Origin of the sequence: Vagococcus sp. (assembly GCF_036639995.1) — a bacterium.
Taxonomy (GTDB): Bacteria; Bacillota; Bacilli; order Lactobacillales; family Vagococcaceae; genus Vagococcus.
The window spans coordinates 1-23,001 of record NZ_JAVWHO010000026.1; the positions used below are offsets into that span (position 1 = coordinate 1).

A 23,001-nucleotide genomic window follows, 5' to 3' on the forward strand; every position below is an offset into this window, starting at 1 on the left:
TTAATTGTGTCTTCAACACTTTTAGTCCCTTGATCAATCGCAATTGCTCCTGCCATTACGTTTCCTAAAATAAAAATAACGGCAAATAAAATAATAGATTTTCCTTTTCTTCTTGTCACACTTGCCATGGCACGTTTAAAAAAATTCATTTTACTCACTCCTTTTCTTTTATTTAACCCTATTTCTTAATAATATTTTAACATTCTTTTAAAAAGAGTGCATCTTTAATTCAAATAATGGATACATTTTATACAATTTATCAAAAAAGCAGGCCAACTTAATAGTTAGCCCACTTCGACTGATTATTTTACAATTAATTTATCTAAACTAGCAAAAGATAACGCCATTTTAGCAATTTCACTTAATTGAGTTAAACGATTGTTACGAACATTTATATCTTCAGCCATTACCATAGTGTTGTCAAAATAAGCTTCAATTAAAGGATTTAATCCTTTTAACGCTGCAAAATTTTCTGCAAGTGTCAGATTAGATGCTTTTTCTTTAATCACATTAAACGCGTCATGTAGTTCTTTTTCAGCATTGTTTTCAAAGAGTGTTGTGTCCACCGGTTGACCAGCTTCTTTATCTGCTTTATTTGCTAAGTTAATAACGCGTGTTAGGGATTCGATACTTGGTTTAAAATCACTTGTTGCTGCATGCTCTTTTAAGATATCAGCCACTTCAAACATTTGACTCAGATCATCTTGTTTACTTTCAATAACTGCTTCAACAATATCGTGACGGATATTTTTTCCATTAAACCACTGTTTCATTCTTCCCATAAGGAATGTTTGAATTGATTCATTAGAATCCTCTAGATGTAAGCCAAATTTACTTTCATCGCTATTGATAAGGCCTTCAATTTTTAGATACAGCATTTCAATAGGGAATGTCCAACCTTTATTTTCAATGATTCGGATAATTCCGTAAGCTTGTCTTCTTAGAGCATAGGGATCATTTGATCCTTTTGGCATTAAACCAACTGAGAAGAATGTGATCAAAGTATCAATTTTATCTGAAATTGCAAGCACTGCTCCCATATCAGATAATGGTAACTCACCATCACTTGACTTAGGTAGATAATGTTCTCTAATTGCTTTAGCAACTTCTTTTGTTTCACCATGAAGTAAGGCATATTTTTCACCGATAATTCCTTGTAATTCTGGGAATTCATCAACCATTAATGTCACTAAATCAAATTTATAAATATGACTAGCTCTATCTAAATGGTGTAATTCTTCTTTAGATAAACCAACATGTTCGCCAATTACTTTAGAAATAGCATTAACACGTTCCATTTTTTCGTAAATAGAGCCTATTTTTTCATGGAAAGTGACATGTTTTAATTTTTCGACACTTGTTTCAATTGGTACTTTAATATCTTCCTGATAAAAGAATTCTGCATCTTCAAGTCTTGCTTTAAGAACTTTAGCATTTCCTTTAGCGACATTTTCAATATAGTTACTATCGCCATTTCGAACACCGATAAAATGGTTGATTAACTGATTTTGTTGATTTAATACTTCAAAATAGCGTTGGTGTTCTTTCATAGATGTAATTAAAATTTCAGAAGGAACATCTAGATAATGTGCTTCAAAATTACCTACAAATGCAGTTGGATATTCAACTAAATTGTTTACTTCTTCAAGTAATACCTCATCAATTGGGATAATCCACTCATTTTTTGCTTCAATCTCTTTAATTTGTTTCACGATTTCAGATTTTCTTTTTGCTGCATCTACCATAACAAATTGTTTACTTAAACTAGCTTCGTACTCACTCGCATGATTAATTTCAGTATTTTCACCTAAGAAGCGATGACCTCTTGTTACTCTGCCACTTTCAACACCAAATAAAGACATTGGAATAATATTATCATCTAATAAACTTACTAACCAGTGCACAGGACGAATAAATTTGTAATCATAATTTGCCCAATGCATTGATACTGGAAACGTCATTTGAGTGATTACATCTGATAAGGATACAATAACAGATTCAGCCGTTTTTCCTTCAATAAATTTGTGAACATACACATAATCTTCACCGTTAAACTCTTCAAAAAATAAATCCTCTATGTTGGCTTGTTGGCCTTTTGCAAAACCAATCGCTGCTTTACTCCAATTACCCTCAGCATCTTGAGCAATTCTTTTAGCTGGTCCTTTTGCTTTTTCTTCAATATTTTCTTGTTTTTCAGCTAACTCATTTACTCTAATAGCCAGTCTTCTAGGTGTTGAAAAAGATTCAATCGAACCAAAAGATAAGCGGTTTTCTTTCAAGAAACTTGTTACCTTTTCTACTAATTGATTAGCACTTGGAGTAACAATATGAGCAGGGATTTCTTCCAAACCGATTTCTAATAAAAATTGTTTTGTCATGTTATTTTTCCTCCTGTAAATCTTTTAGTAATGGGAAACCAAGTTTTTCTCTTTCTTCAACAAATGATTTGGCTAATTCACGTGCCATATTTCGAATACGGGCAAGGTATCCTGCTCTTTCAGTAACTGAGACAGCACCTCGTGCATCAAGTAAGTTAAAAGTATGACTACATTTTAAAACAAAATCATATGCCGGATGAACCAATTGTTTTTCAATACAACGTTTTGCTTCAGCTTCGTAAGTATTGAATAAATTAAGCAACATGTCTTGGTTACTAAGTTCAAAAGAATAAACAGAATGTTCATATTCAGGTTGAACGAAGATTTCACCGTATTTAACGCCGTTAGTCCATTCTAAATCATAGACACTATCTACTTCTTGAATGTATGAAGCTAAACGTTCAATACCATATGTAATTTCAGAAGTAACGGGTTTACATTCTAAACCACCTACTTGTTGGAAGTAAGTAAACTGCGTAATTTCCATACCGTCTAACCAAACTTCCCAGCCTAAACCAGCGCAACCCATAGAAGGATTTTCCCAGTTATCTTCTACAAAACGAATATCATGTTGTAGTGGATCAATACCTAGAAGTTTTAAACTTTCTAAATAAAGTTCCTGAATATTAAGTGGGGATGGTTTCATAACAACTTGAAACTGGTGATGTTGGTATAATCTGTTAGGGTTATCTCCGTAACGACCATCAGCAGGTCTTCTTGAAGGTTCTACATATGCTGCGTTCCAAGGTTCTGGGCCTATAGCTCTTAAAAAAGTATATGGACTCATTGTTCCAGCACCTTTTTCAGTATCGTATGATTGCATCAACATACATCCTTGCTCTGACCAGTACTTTTGAAGCGTCAAAATCATTTCTTGAACAGTTAACTTATGACTCATTTTTCTTCCTCCTTTTAAAATACAAAAAGTCCCTATGTTTGAGAATCTCAAACATAGGGACGACATTTATCGCGGTTCCACCCTACTTCCAATATAACTATTGGCAGCTTCATTAATTACTCAGGAATGCCAACAAAATAACTATCATTCTTTGGCTTCCACTATCCCAAATTCGCTTGTATGATTGCTTATTTTTAATTTTCCGTCTTCGTAACGTTTATTATTATTGTCTATATAGTAATGTTTATCCAGTTATTTGTCAATAAGAACTACTAATTAATCTTTTTTTAATAAGGCTTCCCATGTTTTCATCTCATCAATAAATTTCTTACTTTTTAATTGAATACCGACATATTCGTTATATAGATCATCTAAAATGAGGCGAAGGTTATCTTTCGTTTCTTTTTTTAGGTTAATTTGATTGATTTGGTCGTAATTAATACTAGAAAAAACACGTATAAAATGAAGTGCTGTTGGATTAAAATGTGATCTTCTTTCGTCTAAATGTTGGTGTTTCACACATAATACGCCGTTGTATGCGTAAGAAAAATCAAATTTACCTTCGTGACTGCCACAAATCGCACACTGTTTCCAATTAATTTTTATACCAAACCGTTCCAAAAGTTGGACTTCAAAGATATTAGTAATAATCTCTGGGTCATATTTTTGATTTAAAAGCGTTAACGCTTGATTGGTAAATCCAAAAAGTGCCGGATCATATATATTATCCTCAATAGCCGCGTCAACTAAATTTAAAATATAAGTAGCATACGCTGAAATAAAGATATCCTTTTGAATCTCCTCAAAAGGTTTTATATCCTTGACATTATTGAGAAATGATAGACCTTCGCTTTTCATATCAGCAATATAAACTGCTTTGGTAAAGGGTTGAATAGCTGCAGTTAAAGGATTATTTTTTCTATTAGCTCCTTTAACAAAAAACATTTTTTTACCGTGTGATTCTGTAAAGAGTTTAACTAGTCGGTCCTTTTCTCGGTAATTCTTAGTAAATAAAACAAGGGAATTGATTTCTTCTTGATGCTTCATTATTACATAAACTCCCTTCATTAAGAAAAATGAGCTGTTACAAAGGGTTAATTTTAACCTTGTATCACCTCATTTTTTCATTAATTATTAGTAATCCATTTCTCGGTATCCAAAGTTTTGTAAATCTTTTTGTTTATCTCGCCAATTTTTTTGTACTTTTACCCACAATTCAAGGTAAACTTTATTGCCAAGTAAATTTTCAATATCTTTACGACTTTTCACGCCAATATTTTTTAGCATCTTACCACCTTTACCGATGATAATTCCTTTTTGGCTATCTCTTTCAACAATAATTGTTGCTTGAATATGAATTTTATCAAATTCATCTCGTTTCATACTCTCAGTAATAACTGCAATTGAGTGAGGAACTTCTTGTTCTGTTAAATGAAGAACTTTTTCTCTAATCAATTCAGAAACAATAAAGTATTCTGGGTGGTCCGTTACTTGGTCTTCAGGATAAAATTGAGGTCCTTCAGGTAAGTCTCCAACTAATGTTGTTAAGAGAGTATCAATGTTGTTTCCTTCTGTTGCTGAAATAGGAATAACTTCATTGAATTTAAATTCATTTTGATAATCAGCAATGATTGGCAATAATGCATCCGGATGAACGGTATCAATTTTATTAATAATTAAATAAACAGGCGCTTTAGAATTTTTTAAACGCTCAATAATAAAATCATCTCCACGGCCTCTTGGTTGGTCAGCACTCACCATAAATAAAACAGCATCTACTTCGCGAAGAGCACTATAAGCTGTTTCGACCATGAAATCTCCTAATTTTGTTTTAGGTTTATGAATTCCTGGTGTATCAATAAAAACGATCTGTTCGTTTTTAGTTGTATAAACCCCTTGAATTTTATTTCTTGTTGTTTGCGCTTTGTCACTCATAATAGCAATTTTTTGCGCCACAAGTCTATTTAGTAATGTTGATTTGCCAACGTTTGGTCGTCCAATAATTGCGACAAAACCTGATTTGAATCCTTCTTTATACATTCTATTCCTCCGTTTATATAATTAACTGCCAAATTTTAGGTAAAAAGATAATGGCACCAACAAGACATGCTAAAAGCGCTGTTAACAACACCGCACCTGCGGCCATATCTTTCACCTTCTTAGCTAGGTCATGATACGCGTGATTTGTAACTAAATCAACTAAGTTTTCAAAACAAGTATTGATTGTTTCTGTTACTAGTACCAAGAATATTGTAAATAATAAAAATAACCATTCCATTTTATCTAAATGAAATAACACACCAAACATAATGACTAAAGCACTAAAAGAAACATGATATTTCATGTTTCTTTCTTCTGTCATCACAGTTTTAATGCCATATAGAGCGTGTTTAAATGACTCAATAAACGTTTTATTTTTGGTTGTTTTATTCTTATCTTTTAAGTCCATAATCATCTAATATCTTTCTTTGTAAATCAAACATCTCTTTTTCATCAGACTCATTCATATGGTCGTAACCATTTAAATGTAAAAAACCATGAACCACTAGAAATCCCAGTTCTCTTTCAAAAGAATGATTGAACTCTGTTGCTTGCTCATTAATTTTTTCAACTGACACAATAATATCACCAATATTTCTTGGAATATCTAGTCCTTCAAAAATAATAGGCATTTCATCCATGCCTTCATCCTCAAGGGCAAAACTGATAACATCTGTTGGCGCATTTTTATCTCGGTACTGATGATTAATACGATGAATTTCTTCATTGTTAACAAAAGTAACTGACATTTCAGTATCATCTGAAAGATTTAACACAGAGTCTTTTGAAGCAAACTCAATAATATCTGATGTTAATTCGAGTTGTTGTGTGGTTAATTTTTCTGTCTTATCAACAATTGTTATATCCATTATTAAACTTTTCTTCCTTCCTGTTCTTGTTTCATCTTTTCAGCTTCTGATTTCATTTTTGGGTATTTAATTCGAGAATGGAATGTACTACACAAGCCATCAACAATTGATTTTTCGATAATCGCAATCTCGTTTAAGGTTAGCCCCGATTCATTTAATTGTCCATCTTCAAGTCTTGAACGAATTAAATTATGAACAAATTCTGCAATCTTAGGATTAGTTGGATGATCCATTGCTCGAACAGCTGCTTCTGCACTATCCGCAATATTTATGACACCTGCTTCTCTAGATTGTGGTTTTGGTCCTGGGTATCTAAATGCAGCTTCTTCAGTCTCAGAATTACGTTCTTTTTCTTTTATGTAAAAATACTTCATTAACGTTGTCCCGTGATGCTGCTGACAAACTTCAATAACAAATTTAGGCATGTTAGCTTCTTCTAGAATTTTGACACCTTCTGTTACATGGCTGAAAATGATTTCCTTACTATCTGATGGAAGTAAAAAATTATGCGGGTTTTCAACACCATCAGGTAAATTTTCAACGAAAAAGTTAGCATGTTTAATTTTTCCAATATCATGATAATAACATGCCACTCGAGTTAAGAGTGAACGACCACCAATTTCAGCAACAGCATTAGCACTAAGACTTGCCACCATCATACTATGGTGATATGTTCCTGGAGCTTCTTGTAATAACCTTTTCAATAAAGGTTGATTTGGATTACTTAATTCATTCAATACAATCACACTATCATCATTTAGCATCAACTCAATATATGGATGTAATCCAATAGACAAAATAAATGAGAAAATACCACTTGCTGAAGCAATAAAGAGGCTAGTCAATGTTTTACTATCCCCAAAATCAAGTCCTTGATACGCAGTCAAAATAGCAATAAATAATACTGGTACCACAATCAATAGGAAGAAAGCAGATTTTAATTGTGATTCAATCCGTTTTCTTACTAAGAAAGTTGCTATACAACCACTAAATGCATAAAAGAGCGTAATAACAAGTAAGGTTGTTGTTCCGGCTAAGTTATAGAAAATGAAAATAGAGAAGATTGATTGGAACATCGCTACAAGCAGTCCCCATTTTCGGTTCATAAACATCGTTAGTATGACTGGTACAAACGCAGCTGGGAATAATAAAGATACATTGCTAAACGTATCTTTTTGGAAAAAGTACAACAATTTCATAAAGAAAATAGCAATCAAAATACTAAACGCATAAAAGGTAATATTTTTGATTTTATCTTTTGAGTTATTTTGAGTTTTAGTAATATAAAAAATTAAGGTAACTTGTAGTATCAACGTTAAAATTAAAGCAAACATCGGAAAAACTGAGGTAGACTGATTTGCTAGTCCTAATACTTTTATTTTTTCCATTGCTTTTGCGTCGATTTGTTCACCTTCACGGACAATAATCTCTCCTTGATAAATCATAACAGGTTGAACATTATTCTTAGCATTTTCCTTTAATTGTTCTGTGGCTTTTTCGTTTGCCACCTCATTTACAACAATTGTTTTGTCAATGACCGTATTAACAGCTTGTCTCATTGCTGTACTGATATCAGTATACTGTAATCTTTCTTTGGCAGTTTGCTTTTCAAGCTGAAGTGTTGAATTTCTAATTTTCTTATTCATCACTTCATCAACTACACTGATTGTTTTCTCACGAACAGTTGTCAGCTCACTATCAGAAAAGGAGAACAACTGCTCATAAAATGAGTCTGGATACGATTGAAAATAAGTCAAATCAGCAGGGCTTAATTTTTCAAACTGTGACTTAAGCATTGGGATTCGCTCTTCCACGCTTAATTCATTAATAGTTTTTTTATCTTTTGTTTTGTCACGTTCATCTGTATATTTTTTTTCTGCATCCGTATTAACTTTTTGAACCATATCAAATAATGATGTTGCAAGTGCTACTTGATTTTTAGCTTTATTGGCATCATAAGAATATTCTGGCGGCACACTTTCTTTAGCAAGTTGCTGCTTTTCTTCTGTTTCCTTTTTATTCTCGATGGTTTTGTTAGCACGGATAGTTTCTTCAGCTAATTGTCCCTCTTTATACACTTGTTGTTTTTGCTGAACACTACCTCGCATGATTAAAAACAACAATAGTGACAATACAATTAAGACAACTGGTAAAAATTTATTACCAAGTTTACTAGGTATTGCTTTAATATCTACTTTCATGTTTCTCCTCCTTTACTAAGGATTTAAATCATTAATCATTTGAATAAGCTTTAATTATGTCTGCAACCACAGGATGTCGAACCACATCTGATGTCGAAAATTCAACAAATTTTATTTTTTTAATGTCTTGTAAAATATTTTGTGCATGAACAAGGCCACTAACGACACCTTTAGGTAAATCAATTTGTGTTTGATCCCCATTAATAATCATTTTAGATTGATTGCCAAGTCTAGTTAGAAACATCTTCATTTGAGATTTTGTTGTATTTTGAGCTTCATCTAAAATAACAAAAGAGTCTTCTAATGTTCTACCTCTCATATAGGCTAGAGGGGCTATCTCAATGACACCTCTCTCCATGAGACGATTAGTATGCTCCATTCCTAAAATCATGTATAGCGCATCATATATCGGTCTTAAATAGGGATTTACTTTCTCTTGTAAATCTCCAGGTAAAAAACCTAAGCTCTCTCCAGCTTCTACAGCAGGTCTAGTTAAAATAATTTTTTCAACTTCACCAGATTTTAGAGCGGCCACTGCTAAACAAACTGCTAAAAATGTTTTTCCTGTTCCTGCTGGTCCCATGCCAAAAACAACATCATTTTTTCTAATAGCTTCTACATAATTTTTTTGTCCTGTATTTTTGGCACGAATTGGATTTCCTTTTGAATCTTTAATGATAACTTTTTCATATAAAGATAAAAAATTCTCAAGCTCACCCTTCTTTGCCATTTGAATAGCCGTAACAACATCAGTAGAGTTTATTTTATGACCACGCAGCACTAATTTTTGAATATTTTTTAATATTTCATGTGCACTAGTCGCATTAGGTTCCGTGCCAGTGATTCTAACAATTTCTCCACGACTCGATATGGTAACATTTAAATAATCTTCAAGTAAAGTTAAGTTTTTATCGTGAGATCCAAAAACTTCATTCACATCAACTTGTTCACTTAGTACAATATCGATTGTTTTTTCATCTATATTTGTCAAATAACGTACAGCTCCTTTAATAATCTATCACTAGTAAATAATACCACAAATATCGAATATGAAAAAGGGATGCAAAAAAATAAGCAGTGAGCTCTCGCTCACTGCCGTTATGGATTTAAGATATTAACTCTTTAACAAGGGCATTTACTTTCTGTCCGTCAGCTTTACCCTTTGTCTTAGGCATAACTACACCCATTACTTTTCCAAAATCTTTCATTGAAGACGCATCAACAGATGCAATTGCTTCTGTGATGATTGCTCTTAACTCCTCATCCGAAAGTTGTTCTGGTAAATAACGAGAAACAATAGAAATACCTATCTTAGCTTGTTCAATTAAATCAGCACGATCTGCCTTTTCAAATTCAACAAGCGCTTCTTTTCGTTGTTTCATCTCACGAGAGACTAGAGTTAGTTCTTCTTCAGAAGAAAGAGCATCTCCCTTGTTAATTTGTTCATTCTGGATAGACGTTTTAATCATTCTAAGAATGGCTAAAGCTTCTTTATCCTTACTTCTCATCGCTACTTTGATATCATTATTTAAGGTATCTAAAAGTGACATAATATCATCAGATCCATTCATTAAAAACTAGTATTTTTTACGTTTTCTTGCAGCTTCAGACTTTTTCTTACGCTTAACACTTGGTTTTTCGTAATATTCACGCTTGCGGTACTCTTGTAAGGTACCAGTTTTTGAAACGGAACGTTTGAAGCGACGAAGAGCGTCATCTAATGATTCGTTTTTACGAACAACAGTTTTTGACATATAAATCCCTCCCTCCAAACTTTTTGGTAACCGTTTTTCATAAATTGTATTAAACAAAAAACCGTTCGTTATATATTATAACCAATCACTTTTTTTCAGTCAACAAAGACTTTCACTTTTTTAAACATTTTTTACATTTTCCTAAAATTTCAAAGCGATGACTCTCAATTTGACAGTCAGGTAATTGTTCACTAAAAAAATCCATTGGACATAAATTAATTTCTTTTGTTGCCCCGCAACTAGTGCAAATAAAGTGATGGTGGTGATGACTATGATTGTGAAATTCTGACACATCACAGTGAAATCTGAACTTTTTTTCTCCCATCAATTCCGTTTCTTCTAATAACTCCATTTTTGAAAAATCTCTTAAATTTCGGTAAATTGTGTCATAACTAATTCCTTGATGCTTTTCACTCATAAAATCAAAGACTTCAATAGCACCGACATATCGATTTTCTTTTATTAAAAACAAAAGGATTTCTTCCCTTTTTTTAGTATACTTGTAGCCATGACTTTTCAAGATTTTAATAGCACTTTCTAATTGATGTTCCACTGTTATCACCTCACTTATTAATTACGCTCTTTATATTATATGCTATAATGTTCCATATGTAAAAGATATAGAGAGGAAGTTATGAATGACGAAAAAACACGTTTATATGTACATTATTTCAGATTCAGCTGGAGAAACTGCTTCAAAGTTAGCTCAAGCCTCTATTGCTCAATACGAGCAACACGATGTTGAAATACAAATTATGAAAAGAACTTTTATTTATGAGAAAAAAGATTTAATGATCGCCTTAGAAGAAGCAAGAAAGCTTGATGCCATCGTTTTACAAACTCTTATATCTGAAGAATTAGTTCAAATTTCAAATGATTTTTGCATTAGAAATAATTTATTCACAATTGATGCCTTATCCCCAATAGTTAACGAGGTATCTCGCAGAACAGGTGTAGAACCAAGCAGATTACCAGGTGCTCTTCATTTCTTAAATGAAAACTATTTTGAAAGAATCAATGCCATGGAATTTGCCGTAAAATATGATGACGGAAAAGACCCTCGAGGCTTTTTGGAAGCAGATATTTTATTACTAGGTGTTTCTAGGACTTCAAAAACACCTTTAAGTTTGTTCCTTGCTAATAAAAATTTAAAAGTAGCGAACTTACCTTTAATCCCGGAAGCTCATATTCCTTCACAGATTTGGGAAGTAGACCCTAAAAAAATTGTTGGACTAACTAATGACCCTAAGATTTTAAATGCCATTCGTGAAGAGAGAATGCGCGCATATGGTCTACGACCAAATACTGCTTACTCTGATATTACCAAAATCAAAGAAGAACTAAAATTTGCCGATGAGCTTTATAAAAAAATTGGTTGTTTAATCATTAACGTCGCCCATCGTTCAATTGAAGAGACTGCTTCAATTATTTTAAGCGAATTAGGTCTTGAAGATCATAGCTATTTTAGTTAAAACGAATGATCTAAATAAGCCATCTAACACAAAATGTATTAGGTGGCTTATTTTTTTACTTAAATGTCATAATATAATGCTGTTTAAAGCAGTCATTTTTTGACAAATGGTTCATGCCCAATTTATCTTCAATATTGCCACTAGCATCAACTGTGTCCGCAATTCCTGCCCATGGTTCAATACAAACAAATGGTGCTTCTTTGTCGTAGGGTGACCAAATACCTACAAAAGGCAAATTATCATAAAATAACGTCACGCCATGTTTGGTCTTATCTGATAATATAGAAAAGGCGTTTTCCCCTTTAGTCTCTAAAATCATAGCGTCTTTTTTAAATAGCTCTCTATCCATTTGAATAGACGTATTCGTTTGAGCCAATGTTTTTTCAGTAACATTGACATAAGCACCTTCTAAAGGCAATGTTATTCTTGATTTAGACGGGGCAAAATGAATATAATAATCATTAAAATTCGTATCCTCAGACAACGGGACATTAAATGCAGGGTGTCCACCTATACTAAAATACATTTCATCAGACTGTGTTCTCACTTCATAACTTACAGTTAAACTTTTACCATCTAAGGCATAATTAATAATTAATTCGAACTCAAAAGGATAAACTTTCAAGGTATCTTCATCACTTTTCAGTAAAAATGAAGCAAATGTTTCCGTTGCTTTTTCTAATTTGAATTCTTTGTCTCGGGCAAATCCGTGTTGAGACATTGGGTAACTTTTTCCTTTGTATTTGTATGTGTCGTTTTTCAAACGACCAACAAACGGAAAAAGTACCGGTGCATGCCTTCCCCAAAAAGCAGGGTCACCTTGCCAAATATATTCTAAATTAGTGTCTTTCAAAATAAAACTTGAAAGCTCCGCCCCTTTTTCATTTATAACGACGCGACTTGCCTCGTTCTCCAAAATTGTTGTCATGATGGACCTCCTCTAAATCAATGTCTCTTTATTTAGTTCTTCTTTAAAAAGTTGATTTATTATTTTTATATATGTCCCCTTCATCCCAAGTGATCTTGTTTCGATAACACCAGCAGATTCTAATTTTCGCAAAGCATTAACAATAACAGAGCGAGTAATGCCTATTTCATCAGCAATAGTTGATGCAGTTAAACGCCCTTCGTTACCATCTAGCTCATCTATAATAGCTTTTACAGCTTTTAATTCACTATAAGATAACGTTCCGATAGCCATCTTCACGTTTGTTGTATCTCTTACTACTTTTTCAATTTCTCTAGATTGTTGATATAGAATTTGCATTCCAACAACGGTCGCTCCGTATTCAGCTAAGACTAAATCATTTGAATTAAATGGTTTATTAATTCGCCCTAAAATAATCGTTCCTAATCGCTCCCCAGCACCATAAATAGGAACTACTGTTGTATATGCCTCTAGATTATCATACTCATCTCTTAATTCAATAGGAAAAACAGTCATTTCATTATCAAACGGAATATTTTCTTTTGTTTTTTCAATATAGGATATCCGCTTGATGTATTCTTTTGGAAATTGTTGATTTAATAACATATTCTTCATTCTTTCATTATTGAAATCATGAAGAACGATATACCCTAGAACAATCCCTTCTTTATTAATAAAGTAAGCATTGGAATCTAATATATCCCCTAATATATCTGCCATTTGGTTATACGGTAATTCTGAAGATAAACTTAATGTATTTTCTCTTTGTAACAATTCATTAATCATTCGTGTTTTTGTTAATAAAGTATCCATTAAAACTCCTCCTCAAGTAAATCCGCTATTAGAGAATGTAGCGACTTAAATCTTCATCCTTAGCGATATGTCCTAATTTATCATTTACATAATTTTCTGTAATCATTATCTCGCCCATTTGCATATCAGGTGATTCAAATAATAAATCTTCCAACAGTTTTTCTAAGATTGTATGAAGGCGTCTTGCACCGATATTATCCGTTTCACTGTTCACATCAAATGCGATAGTAGCAATTCTTTCGATGGCTTCTTTTGTAAATGTTACAGAAATATTTTCAGTTTCAAGTAATGCAATATATTGTTTTACTAACGCGTTATCTGGTTCGGTTAAGATTTTAACAAAATCCTCTGCTGTTAAATCATCTAACTCAACCCGAATTGGGAATCTACCTTGAAGTTCAGGAATTAAATCACTTGGTTTACTCAAATGGAATGCTCCTGAAGCAATAAATAAAATATGATCTGTTGAAATAGTGCCATATTTAGTATTAACGTTTGAGCCTTCAACAATTGGTAAAATATCGCGTTGAACGCCTTCTCTTGATACTTGGCCAGAATTTTCAGACTTAGATGTTATTTTATCAAATTCATCAATGAAAATAATACCATGATTTTGAGCTAACTTGATTGCTTCACTATGAATATCTGCATCATTAACTAACTTTTCAGATTCTTCGCTAACTAAAATTTCTCTTGCTTCAGCAACTGTCAGAGTTCGCTTAACTTTCTTTTTAGGTGTGATTGAATTAAGCGTATCGTTTAAGTCAATGCCCATTTGTTCAAGGCCGTTGTTCATTGATGGAATATTTTTCTTTTCTTCTACTTCGATTGTTATTTCACGATTTTCAAGCAATCCTTTCTCAAGTTGAGATTGAACTGTTTCACGGTTAACACGAATTGAATCTGTTATTTCTTCTTTTTCTTCTTCTTGATTATTTTGTAAACCATTCATCATTTGCATCATCATGTCAAATTGGTTGTTATTTTGTTTTTTCTCTTTTTTAATTCCTGGCACTAAAAGTTTAACTAATCGACTTTCAGCTTTTTTTAAGGCTTGAGAATAAACTCTACTGTATTGGTCTTTTTTTACAATAGCAATACTAGATTCTACTAAATCTCTTACCATTGATTCCACATCGCGACCAACATATCCTACTTCTGTAAACTTAGTTGCTTCAACTTTAACAAAAGGAGCGTTTACAATTTTTGCCAAGCGGCGAGCAATTTCTGTTTTACCAACACCTGTTGGTCCAATCATTAATAAGTTTTTAGGCGTAATCTCTTGTTGCATATCCTCATCTAATTGCATACGACGGTATCTATTTCTTAAAGCGACAGAAACAGATTTTTTTGCCGTATTTTGACCAATAATATATTTATCTAATTCACTGACTATTTCTCTTGGTGTTTTTTCATTTGTTGTCATAGTTATCATTCCTTTAAAGTTCTTCCACAATTACGTTATGGTTAGTATAAACACAAATATCTCCAGCAACATGTAAAGCAGCTTGAGCAATATCACCTGCTGTTAGATCTTCTTTACCGTTTTCTTTTAAAGCTCTTGCTGCAGCTAATGCATAATTACCACCTGAACCAATAGCTAAAATACCATCGTCTGGTGCAATAACTTCACCTGTTCCTGAAACAACAAGCATCTCTTTGTCATTCATAACAATCAGCATCGCCTCAAGTTTTTGCATCATTTTATCGCTGCGCCACTCCATAGCAAGCTCAACAGCAGCACGCATTAAGTTTCCTTTGTATTCGTTTAATTTTCCTTCAAATTTTTCTTCTAAGTTAAAGGCATCTGCAACGCTTCCAGCAAAACCAACAACCACTTGATCATTGTATATTCTGCGGACCTTTCTTGCAGTACCTTTCATCACAACAGATTCTCCCATTGTTACTTGGCCATCACCAGCCATTGCAAATTTGCCATTTTTTTCAACAGCACAAATAGTTGTTGAATGAAAAGTTGTATATCCCATAAATATTTCTTCCTCTCCTAAGCTCTCGGATGAAAATTTCGATAGCTTTTTTGTAATGTATCTGTTGTTACATGTGTATATATCTGAGTAGAAGACAAACTAGAATGTCCTAATAATTCTTGAACCGTTCTTAAGTCAGCTCCATTATTTAATAAATGAGTTGCAAAAGTATGTCTAAACATATGAGGATGAATATCTGTTGTTAAACTACTTTTTTCAATAATTTTTTTTAAAATATATTGAATACCTGAATCTGTCAGTTTTTCTCCTCGGTGATTAACAAATAAATAATCATGAGTCTTTTTGTTTTTTTCCATTAATTCTTTTCGACCGTTAGTCATATAATCTATTATTGCATCATGAGCAAACGAGCCAAAAGGAACATATCTTTCTTTATTTCCTTTTCCTAAAATTAGAACAACCGATGTCTCAAAATCAATATCTTTTATTTTGATATTTGTACACTCTGTGACACGAATGCCCGTCCCGTATAACACTTCAAGCAGGGCACGATTCCGATTGTCTAAAGCATCATCTCCTTGTGTTTGCTGAAATAACGCATCCATTTCCTTCTCATAGAAAAATCGCGGTAATTTTACTTGTTGACGTTTCATTTGAACATAAGAAAATGGGTTTTCACTTAAGATATCATTTTTAACTAAAAATTGATAAAACGACCGTAAGCTTGATAACTTTCGGCTAATCGTATTTCGACTATACTTTTCATCATGCAAAAAAGAGAGATAGATTCGAATATCTTGAATCGTTACACCTAAGTAATCAGCATTTCCTGTATTCTTTAAAAATACAAAGAAATCAAGAATATCATTTTGATATGCTTCTTTTGTTTTATCTGAATATTGTCTCTCGACAATAATATATCTTAAAAATTCTTCTAAGTGATTCATTTTACGAAGTCCTCTCAAATAAATTACAACACAAATGTAACACAATCAATTATCTAAAACAAATCAATTGTCAGAATTTAATAAATTTTACAGAAAAATGACACAATTTATTCACAAGATAACAAAAAAGAGTCGAAGTATAACACTTCAACTCTTTTCTTTCACCTTTTATTTATGCCATTCCATTGTATATTCAACGTGACCAGTTTCATCTGTTGACTCAGAAATAACACTAAAATTTTCTTTTACATAAAACCCATATGCTGAGTGATTCTCTTTATAAACACTTAATTGCAAAGTTTCAAACTCATTTTTAGCAAAAGATAGTAATTTTTTCCCAATACCTTTACCTTGATAGTTCTGACTGATAAAAATACCTTCAATCATGTTATCAACTAATCCAATAAAACCAACAACTTTATCTTTATCTGTATAAACATAAACCGAAGCACTTGGCATTATTTCTTTCACCATCGGCAAAGCATTTTCCCAATAACTTTCATCAATGAAAGAATGAGCACTTTTATTTGTTTCTAACCAAATAGAAAAAACAGCTTCCCAATCACTGGGTGAATCTTGTGTTAGTTTTTTTATCATACTAAAGGCTCACTTTTTTTATATCTGTCATCGCTCTTTCAGCAATTGCTGCGTAGCGCTCTTTTTTATCTCTGATTTTTTCTGGTAAATCAGGGAAGATACCAAAGTTAACATTCATTGGTTGGAAATGTTTACCTGAAGTATGTGTAATATAGTGAGCCATACTTCCTGTTGCTGTTGTATCAGGGAATACAACTAATTCTTCACCTTTTGCAAGTTTGGCCGCATTAATACCAGCAACTAACCCACTAGCTGCACTTTCAATATAACCTTCTACACCGGTCATTTGACCTGCGAAGAACAAGTCTGGACGTTTTCTTGACTGGTACGTTGGCTCCAATAACTCTGGTGAATTCATAAATGTATTGCGATGCATTACACCATATCTAACAATATCAGCATTTTCTAAACCTGGAATCATGCGGATAATACGTTTTTGTTCGCCCCATTTTAAATGAGTTTGAAATCCTACAATGTTGTAAAGTGAAGCAGCTGCATCATCTTGTCTAAGCTGAACAACTGCGTAAGGGCGTCTGCCAGTTTTTGGATCTTCTAATCCAACGGGTTTTAACGGACCAAAAGTCATCGTTTTTTCACCACGACCAGCCATAACCTCGATTGGCATGCAACCTTCAAAATATTTTTCTTTTTCAAATGATTTCAAAGGAGCAACTTCGGCTGTTATTAACGCTTCTCTAAACGCATGGAATTCATCTTTTGTCATCGGGCAATTTAAATAAGCTGCTTCGCCTTTGTCATAACGAGATTTTAAATAAACTTTATCCATATCAATTGTATTTTTATCTAGTATTGGAGCAGCTGCATCATAAAAGTATAAACCTTCTGACTCAGTAAACTCTTTAATACTTTCGGCTAAAGGTTCAGATGTTAATGGGCCAGTTGCCACTATTGTAATTCCCTCTTCAGGAATAGCTGTAATTTCTTCATGATGTACTGTGATGTTTGGGTGATTGGATACTTTTTCAGTGATGTATGAAGAAAAATCTTCACGATCAACAGCCAAAGCACCACCAGCTGGTACTTGATTAACGTCAGCGGAGTCTATAATAACAGAATTCAACATTCTCATTTCTTCTTTTAAAAGACCAGCAGCATTTGTTAAATTATTTGCTCTTAAAGAATTGGTACAAACTAATTCAGCAAATTTATCTGTGTGGTGAGCTGGCGTTTTTTTAACCGCTCTCATCTCGTATAAATCAACTTTGACTCCTGCTTCAGCTGCTTGAAAAGCTGCTTCACTGCCTGCAAGACCAGCACCTATAACGGTTACTTTTACTTCTGTCATTAATAAACCCTCTTTCTAATTTTAAAAATACTTAAGGGACTTAAAACATAATGTTTTAGTCCCTCGACGTTTGTATTATACACAAGTTTTTAAGAAATAGGCAACTTTTTATTTTTGTACATCCTCTTTGTAGTCACATTCGCTACAAATGATTTGTTGGCCGCCTCTTACTTTTTTCTGAACTAAGTAACTTGAACATTTTGGACAATCACGACCGATTGGACGATCCCAAGAAGTGAATTCACATTCAGGGTATTGATCACAGCCAAAGAATATTCTGTTTTTCTTCGTCTTCTTCTCGATAACATCGCCCTTTTTACATGTTGGACAAGTTACCCCTATTTTTTTAACAATTGCTTTTGTATTTCGGCACTCTGGAAAATTACTACAAGCATAGAATTTCCCATATTTTCCAAGTTTAATTAACATTGGATTACCACACAATTCGCAATCAAATCCAGCTGGTTCATCTTTTAACTGAACTTTTTCGATTTCTTTTTCTGCCACTTCTAGCTCTTTAGCAAAAGGTTTGTAGAATTTATCAACCACATCAACCCATTTTTCTTGTGAAATAGCAATTTTATCTAAATCTTTTTCCATTTCAGCAGTAAAATTAACGTTAACAATTTGTGGGAAGAATTCGCACACTAAATTGTTGACGATTTCACCAAGTTCAGTTGGCTCAAAACGACGAGCATTTAATTTTACATAATAGCGACGCTGAATTGTTTCAAGTGTTGGCGCATATGTAGATGGGCGACCGACACCATTTTCTTCTAATGTTTTAATTAATGTTGCCTCACTAAATCTTGCTGGTGGTTGAGTGAAATGTTGTTTTGGCTCAATATCAGCAGATTTGACGCGGTCTCCTTCAGTCAAGTCTGGCAAAATATTTTCTTTTTCTTCTTTGCCGTCATCTTGACCTTCGATATAGACTTTTGTAAAACCTGGGAATTTAATTTTAGAGCCGTTTGCTACAAATTTAACCCCATTTTGCTCAATATCAACACGCATCGTATCTAATATTGCTGGTGCCATTTGACTAGCTACCATTCTTGACCAAATTAATGAATACAATTTAAATTGATCTTTGTCTAAAAATTCTTTGATAGATTCTGGTGTTCTAAGAACGCTTGACGGACGAATTGCCTCATGGGCATCTTGGGCACCTTGAGCATTTTTAGTTTTTTTAACGGTTCCGCTTGTATATTCTTGCCCGTATTTATCAACAATAAAATTAAATGCTTCTTCTTTTGCTGTATCTGATAAACGAGTTGAATCAGTACGCATATAGGTAATTAATCCTACTGTTCCTTGACCTTTACCTAATTTGATTCCTTCATATAATTGTTGCGCAACCATCATTGTTTTTCTGGTTCTAAAATTTAATTTACGTGCAGCCTCTTGTTGCATGCTACTTGTTGTAAACGGAACGGCTGGATTTCTTTTTCGTTCTTTTTTAGTAACTTTTGTAATGTCATAATCACGAGAATCTAATTTTTCAGTGACTAATTTAACATCTTCAGCCGTACTTAATTTTTGTTTTTTACCATCAAAACCGTAAAAGTTTGCTTTAAATTTATCTTTTCCTTTAACAAAGTTTCCAGTAATACTCCAATATTCTTCTGGTTCGAATTTTCTAATGTCTTCTTCGCGGTCGATAATCATTTTTAAAGCAATTGATTGAACGCGACCTGCGCTTAATCCTTTTTTAACTTTCTTCCATAATAGTGGACTGATTGAATATCCCACCAAGCGATCAAGAATTCTTCTGGCTTGTTGAGCGTCTACTAAATCAACATTAATTTTTCTAGGTTCTTTAAATGCTTGTTTGACAGCATCTTTTGTAATTTCGTTAAAGACAACCCGGTTATTGTCTTCTAAATCTAATTCTAAAATGTGGGCAAGGTGCCAGGCAATGGCTTCCCCCTCCCTGTCCGGATCGGCTGCGAGGTAAACTTTATCCGCCTTTTTTGCATATTTTTTTAATTCTTTAATGACTGGACCTTTTCCTCTAATATTAATGTACTTAGGATCATAGTTATCTTCTATATCGATTCCCATCTTGCTTTTTGGAAGGTCACGAATATGACCGACACTAGCGACAACCTTATAATTTCTGCCTAGATACTTTTCGATAGTTTTTGCTTTTGCTGGGGATTCGACGATTACTAAATATTTATAACTCATACTTTAATCCCTTTCTTTTGCTTAATTTATGTTTATTATTATTTTGTTCAACAATCGATAACCATCTTAGTCTATTAAATGGATGTTTGTCAAGATGAGAATTTTTAAACTTCTTAAATAAAGGTCCAATCTTCTAATATATCCTCAGCTTTCCAGATACATTTTGCACCGTCTTGAATCAATTGCAAACACCCTTCTGATTGATCGTTAATCGGGTTTCCAGGAATTGAAAAGACTTCTCTTCCTTCTTCTAATGCAAGTGTTGCAGTTATATACGTACCACTTTTTTTCTTAGCTTCAATCACACACACTGCTTGGCTGATTCCTGCAATAATCCGATTTCTACTTGGAAAATGATAAGCAAGAGGCCTCGTATTAGGTAAATATTCCGATAAAATTAAATGTTGGTTTGAGATAAATTCTTGAAGTCTTTCATTTTCTTTAGGATAACAAATATTTAAACCACTACCAATTACTGCAATTGTTTTTCCTCGATTTCTAATGGCTGCTTGATGTGCGTAGGTATCATTTCCTTTTGCCAAACCGCTAACAATTGTTAAATTATTTTCACATAGTTTCGGAACGAGAGAATCGACCATCAGTTTTCCATGTTCAGTTGCTTTTCTTGAACCGATAATAGCTAAGGTTGGTGTTTTTAAATAATCTATGTTTCCTCTATAAAAAAGAGCAACTGGTGGATTGTATATTTCTCTTAAATATTCTGGATATTCTTCATCTAGAATGGTAATAAAAGCATAACTTTCTATGAACAAATAATAGTCTTCTTCTGTTATTTGCCTTATGTTTTCCCAAGATTCTAAAAATAATCCCACGTATTTTTGATTAACTTTTCCAATTTTCACACATTTTTCCACTGTTAACTCTAAATCTGGTTGCTCTAAATGATAATGAACGATTCTCAGCAGTCCTTTATTACCTATGCCTTTTAAATGCTTTAATTTAAAAATAAAAAATTTTGTCTCGAACATAAAAAACCCTCCTGTTTTACGATATCTAAAAAAAGATACGCAAAACAAAAGGATTTAAATCATATTTTTTATTGGAGCAAAAGTCTTTCTATGAATAGGTGTCACACCGTTTTTGTCTAGACCTTCAAGATGCTCCTTTGTCCCATATCCAGCATTTTTAGCGAATCCGTAACCTGGATACACATTATTAAAATCTTCCATCATTTTATCTCGTGTCACTTTTGCAATGATACTAGCACAGGCGATTGAGATACTTCTAGCGTCTCCCTTGATAATTTTTTCTTGTGGAATTGCTAAATCAAGCGCCATCGCATCGATAAGTAAACAATCTGGTGTTACTTTTAATTGTGAAACTGCTTCTTTCATTGCTAGTTTTGTTGCCTCATAAATATTTACTGAGTCAATAACGTCTTGATCCATCATACCGATACCGATTGCCAACGCATTGTCTTTAATTTTATCAAACAGTTCATCTCGTTTAGTTGCAGAAAGTTGTTTAGAATCATTCACTTCATACAAACTAAAATCAGAAGGTAAAATGACAGCTGCAGCAACAACTGGGCCTGCTAAAGGGCCACGACCAACCTCATCAATTCCTGCGATATATTTAAATCCAGCGGAATAAGCTTTGTTTTCAAATTCTTTCATCTCTTCAAAATGCTGTTTCAATTGTTCTACTTTTTGTAGTCTTTTTTTAGTAGATGAGATAGCTTGCTGCACACTTTTTCTTTCATCTTCACTAAAGTTTTCAAACAACGGGTCATCTAAACAGGTGACTTGGTTTAACCGTTCCTTAATTTCTTTAGTCGTTATCTTTTTCATGGAGATCCTCCACCTTATCAAGCGTATAACGACCAAGACGACCGTCTCTTAACTCTTGGACAATCATTATACTTCCACGGTCATAATCGTCTTTAAACCCTCTTTTTTGGGTAATTAACAGTAATATATCAACAGGTGACAACTCTAAGTCAGCTTCACTTAATTGATAACGATCAGCTAGTTGTTTGGGATAATTTTCTTTAAAATAACTTATGCCAAATAAAGCCAGGTCGTCCATATGAAGAAGAGTATCTTTGATTGCACCAGTCAATGCTAATCGTTTGCCAATTTCTTCATCTTCAAATTTTGGCCAAAGAATTCCTGGTGTATCAAGAAGTTCTAATTCCTTGCTGGTTTTAAGCCATTGTTGTCCTTTAGTGACACCAGGCATGTTACCTGTTTTTGCCATATTTTTTTTAGCCAAACGATTTAAAAGGGTTGATTTGCCTACATTAGGAATACCAATACACATGGCTCGAATCGGTCTTGGTTTAATACCTCTAGCTTGTTGCTTCGCAATTTTCTCAGCCAATAACTCTTTAGCTGTTGGAACTATTTTTTTAATGCCTATTCCTTCATTAGCGTTAATACTTAAACAAGCGTGTCCTTGACTTTCAAAATAATGTTGCCATCTACTCGTTTCCACTGGATCGGCTAAATCTGCTTTGTTTAATAGAACGATACGTGGTTTTTGTTGAATTAATGAATCTAACATGGGATTTCGACTTGAAATTGGTAATCTTGCATCAACAATTTCTAATACCACATCCACTAATTTTAGTTTTTCTGAAACTTCTCTTCTTGCTTTTGCCATATGGCCAGGAAACCATTGTATTGCCATTTGCCTA

23 protein-coding genes and 1 pseudogene are annotated in these 23,001 nt (G+C 33.3%); 1 reads left to right on the plus strand and 23 read right to left on the minus strand.

Features of this window, described 5'->3' with window-relative positions; translation table 11 throughout:
* From RR554_RS07620 to RR554_RS07675, 12 genes and pseudogenes are all read right to left on the minus strand, one after another.
* Window positions 1–149, minus strand: a pseudogene (locus tag RR554_RS07620) (ABC transporter permease); the annotation flags it as partial.
* A gap of 153 nt (window positions 150–302) precedes the next feature.
* Window positions 303–2,378, minus strand: a complete 2,076-nt coding sequence (gene glyS / locus RR554_RS07625) for a glycine--tRNA ligase subunit beta (RefSeq protein WP_332467745.1) — start codon at window positions 2,376–2,378, stop codon at window positions 303–305.
* A 1-nt stretch (window position 2,379) separates the two neighbouring features.
* The gene (gene glyQ / locus RR554_RS07630; RefSeq protein ID WP_332463630.1) at window positions 2,380–3,276 is read right to left on the minus strand and encodes a glycine--tRNA ligase subunit alpha; all 897 of its coding nucleotides are present in this window, start codon (window positions 3,274–3,276) and stop codon (window positions 2,380–2,382) included.
* A gap of 276 nt (window positions 3,277–3,552) precedes the next feature.
* The gene (gene recO / locus RR554_RS07635) at window positions 3,553–4,323 is read right to left on the minus strand and encodes a DNA repair protein RecO (protein WP_332463631.1); all 771 of its coding nucleotides are present in this window, start codon (window positions 4,321–4,323) and stop codon (window positions 3,553–3,555) included.
* Between the two features lie 87 nt (window positions 4,324–4,410).
* Entirely contained in the window at window positions 4,411–5,316 is a 906-nt protein-coding gene (gene era, locus RR554_RS07640; protein ID WP_332463632.1) for a GTPase Era, read from the minus strand.
* A gap of 13 nt (window positions 5,317–5,329) precedes the next feature.
* The gene (locus tag RR554_RS07645; RefSeq protein ID WP_332463661.1) at window positions 5,330–5,725 is read right to left on the minus strand and encodes a diacylglycerol kinase family protein; all 396 of its coding nucleotides are present in this window, start codon (window positions 5,723–5,725) and stop codon (window positions 5,330–5,332) included.
* Window positions 5,709–6,185: an rRNA maturation RNase YbeY gene (ybeY, locus tag RR554_RS07650; protein ID WP_332463633.1), complete on the minus strand. Its 477-nt coding sequence runs from the start codon at window positions 6,183–6,185 to the stop codon at window positions 5,709–5,711. The genes RR554_RS07645 and ybeY overlap by 17 nt, the downstream gene beginning before the upstream one ends.
* A gap of 2 nt (window positions 6,186–6,187) precedes the next feature.
* Window positions 6,188–8,386 (minus strand): HD family phosphohydrolase, encoded by a 2,199-nt coding sequence (locus tag RR554_RS07655; protein ID WP_332467746.1) that lies wholly within the window; start codon window positions 8,384–8,386, stop codon window positions 6,188–6,190.
* A 31-nt stretch (window positions 8,387–8,417) separates the two neighbouring features.
* A complete protein-coding gene (locus RR554_RS07660) occupies window positions 8,418–9,377 on the minus strand; it encodes a PhoH family protein (RefSeq protein WP_443081238.1) in 960 nt (319 codons plus the stop codon).
* Window positions 9,378–9,492: 115 nt separating this feature from the next.
* Entirely contained in the window at window positions 9,493–9,936 is a 444-nt protein-coding gene (locus tag RR554_RS07665; RefSeq protein WP_332463635.1) for a GatB/YqeY domain-containing protein, read from the minus strand.
* A 27-nt stretch (window positions 9,937–9,963) separates the two neighbouring features.
* Entirely contained in the window at window positions 9,964–10,140 is a 177-nt protein-coding gene (gene rpsU / locus RR554_RS07670; RefSeq protein WP_071456767.1) for a 30S ribosomal protein S21, read from the minus strand.
* A 112-nt stretch (window positions 10,141–10,252) separates the two neighbouring features.
* On the minus strand, window positions 10,253–10,699 hold the full coding sequence (locus tag RR554_RS07675) for a Fur family transcriptional regulator (RefSeq protein ID WP_443081241.1): 447 nt from the start codon (window positions 10,697–10,699) through the stop codon (window positions 10,253–10,255).
* A gap of 79 nt (window positions 10,700–10,778) precedes the next feature.
* On the opposite strand from RR554_RS07675, the gene RR554_RS07680 reads away from it, so the two are divergent.
* On the plus strand, window positions 10,779–11,612 hold the full coding sequence (locus RR554_RS07680; protein ID WP_332463637.1) for a pyruvate, water dikinase regulatory protein: 834 nt from the start codon (window positions 10,779–10,781) through the stop codon (window positions 11,610–11,612).
* A 55-nt stretch (window positions 11,613–11,667) separates the two neighbouring features.
* On the opposite strand, the gene RR554_RS07685 is transcribed toward RR554_RS07680, so the two are convergent.
* The 11 genes from RR554_RS07685 to ylqF form a co-directional block, all read right to left on the minus strand.
* Entirely contained in the window at window positions 11,668–12,540 is an 873-nt protein-coding gene (locus RR554_RS07685; protein ID WP_332463638.1) for an aldose 1-epimerase family protein, read from the minus strand.
* 12 nt (window positions 12,541–12,552) lie between these two features.
* On the minus strand, window positions 12,553–13,353 hold the full coding sequence (gene codY / locus RR554_RS07690; protein WP_332463639.1) for a GTP-sensing pleiotropic transcriptional regulator CodY: 801 nt from the start codon (window positions 13,351–13,353) through the stop codon (window positions 12,553–12,555).
* A 28-nt stretch (window positions 13,354–13,381) separates the two neighbouring features.
* Window positions 13,382–14,779 (minus strand): ATP-dependent protease ATPase subunit HslU, encoded by a 1,398-nt coding sequence (gene hslU, locus RR554_RS07695; protein WP_332467747.1) that lies wholly within the window; start codon window positions 14,777–14,779, stop codon window positions 13,382–13,384.
* 13 nt (window positions 14,780–14,792) lie between these two features.
* On the minus strand, window positions 14,793–15,341 hold the full coding sequence (gene hslV / locus RR554_RS07700; protein WP_332463641.1) for an ATP-dependent protease subunit HslV: 549 nt from the start codon (window positions 15,339–15,341) through the stop codon (window positions 14,793–14,795).
* 17 nt (window positions 15,342–15,358) lie between these two features.
* Window positions 15,359–16,249, minus strand: coding sequence for a tyrosine recombinase XerC (gene xerC, locus RR554_RS07705; RefSeq protein ID WP_332463642.1), 891 nt, complete (start codon window positions 16,247–16,249; stop codon window positions 15,359–15,361).
* 168 nt (window positions 16,250–16,417) lie between these two features.
* Window positions 16,418–16,846 carry a GNAT family N-acetyltransferase gene (locus RR554_RS07710; protein ID WP_332463643.1) on the minus strand — a complete coding sequence of 143 codons (429 nt, stop codon included), beginning with the start codon at window positions 16,844–16,846 and terminating at the stop codon, window positions 16,418–16,420.
* A gap of 1 nt (window position 16,847) precedes the next feature.
* A complete protein-coding gene (gene trmFO / locus RR554_RS07715; RefSeq protein WP_332463644.1) occupies window positions 16,848–18,152 on the minus strand; it encodes a methylenetetrahydrofolate--tRNA-(uracil(54)-C(5))-methyltransferase (FADH(2)-oxidizing) TrmFO in 1,305 nt (434 codons plus the stop codon).
* 108 nt (window positions 18,153–18,260) lie between these two features.
* Entirely contained in the window at window positions 18,261–20,342 is a 2,082-nt protein-coding gene (gene topA / locus RR554_RS07720; protein ID WP_332463645.1) for a type I DNA topoisomerase, read from the minus strand.
* 113 nt (window positions 20,343–20,455) lie between these two features.
* The gene (gene dprA / locus RR554_RS07725) at window positions 20,456–21,331 is read right to left on the minus strand and encodes a DNA-processing protein DprA (protein WP_332463646.1); all 876 of its coding nucleotides are present in this window, start codon (window positions 21,329–21,331) and stop codon (window positions 20,456–20,458) included.
* A 54-nt stretch (window positions 21,332–21,385) separates the two neighbouring features.
* The gene (locus tag RR554_RS07730; protein ID WP_332463647.1) at window positions 21,386–22,153 is read right to left on the minus strand and encodes a ribonuclease HII; all 768 of its coding nucleotides are present in this window, start codon (window positions 22,151–22,153) and stop codon (window positions 21,386–21,388) included.
* Window positions 22,134–22,994 (minus strand): ribosome biogenesis GTPase YlqF, encoded by an 861-nt coding sequence (ylqF, locus tag RR554_RS07735; protein WP_332463648.1) that lies wholly within the window; start codon window positions 22,992–22,994, stop codon window positions 22,134–22,136. The genes RR554_RS07730 and ylqF overlap by 20 nt, the downstream gene beginning before the upstream one ends.
* Window positions 22,995–23,001 lie beyond the last annotated feature (7 nt).

Bases quoted from the DNA above. Each gene is read 5' to 3' on its own strand.
- glyS (WP_332467745.1), bottom strand. From the start codon at position 2,378: ATGACAAAACAATTTTTATTAGAAATCGGTTTGGAAGAAATCCCTGCT.
- xerC (WP_332463642.1), bottom strand. From the start codon at position 16,249: ATGAATCACTTAGAAGAATTTTTAAGATATATTATTGTCGAGAGACAA.
- RR554_RS07665 (WP_332463635.1), bottom strand. From the start codon at position 9,936: ATGTCACTTTTAGATACCTTAAATAATGATATCAAAGTAGCGATGAGA.
- RR554_RS07730 (WP_332463647.1), bottom strand. From the start codon at position 22,153: ATGAAAAAGATAACGACTAAAGAAATTAAGGAACGGTTAAACCAAGTC.
- rpsU (WP_071456767.1), bottom strand. From the start codon at position 10,140: ATGTCAAAAACTGTTGTTCGTAAAAACGAATCATTAGATGACGCTCTT.
- glyQ (WP_332463630.1), bottom strand. From the start codon at position 3,276: ATGAGTCATAAGTTAACTGTTCAAGAAATGATTTTGACGCTTCAAAAG.
- codY (WP_332463639.1), bottom strand. From the start codon at position 13,353: ATGGATACTTTATTAACAAAAACACGAATGATTAATGAATTGTTACAA.
- hslV (WP_332463641.1), bottom strand. From the start codon at position 15,341: ATGGGATATACAACTTTTCATTCAACAACTATTTGTGCTGTTGAAAAA.
- topA (WP_332463645.1), bottom strand. From the start codon at position 20,342: ATGAGTTATAAATATTTAGTAATCGTCGAATCCCCAGCAAAAGCAAAA.
- recO (WP_332463631.1), bottom strand. From the start codon at position 4,323: ATGAAGCATCAAGAAGAAATCAATTCCCTTGTTTTATTTACTAAGAAT.
- RR554_RS07680 (WP_332463637.1), top strand. From the start codon at position 10,779: ATGACGAAAAAACACGTTTATATGTACATTATTTCAGATTCAGCTGGA.
- hslU (WP_332467747.1), bottom strand. From the start codon at position 14,779: ATGACAACAAATGAAAAAACACCAAGAGAAATAGTCAGTGAATTAGAT.
- dprA (WP_332463646.1), bottom strand. From the start codon at position 21,331: ATGTTCGAGACAAAATTTTTTATTTTTAAATTAAAGCATTTAAAAGGC.
- trmFO (WP_332463644.1), bottom strand. From the start codon at position 18,152: ATGACAGAAGTAAAAGTAACCGTTATAGGTGCTGGTCTTGCAGGCAGT.
- ybeY (WP_332463633.1), bottom strand. From the start codon at position 6,185: ATGGATATAACAATTGTTGATAAGACAGAAAAATTAACCACACAACAA.
- RR554_RS07710 (WP_332463643.1), bottom strand. From the start codon at position 16,846: ATGATAAAAAAACTAACACAAGATTCACCCAGTGATTGGGAAGCTGTT.
- RR554_RS07655 (WP_332467746.1), bottom strand. From the start codon at position 8,386: ATGAAAGTAGATATTAAAGCAATACCTAGTAAACTTGGTAATAAATTT.
- RR554_RS07685 (WP_332463638.1), bottom strand. From the start codon at position 12,540: ATGACAACAATTTTGGAGAACGAGGCAAGTCGCGTCGTTATAAATGAA.
- era (WP_332463632.1), bottom strand. From the start codon at position 5,316: ATGTATAAAGAAGGATTCAAATCAGGTTTTGTCGCAATTATTGGACGA.
- RR554_RS07645 (WP_332463661.1), bottom strand. From the start codon at position 5,725: ATGGACTTAAAAGATAAGAATAAAACAACCAAAAATAAAACGTTTATT.
- ylqF (WP_332463648.1), bottom strand. From the start codon at position 22,994: ATGGCAATACAATGGTTTCCTGGCCATATGGCAAAAGCAAGAAGAGAA.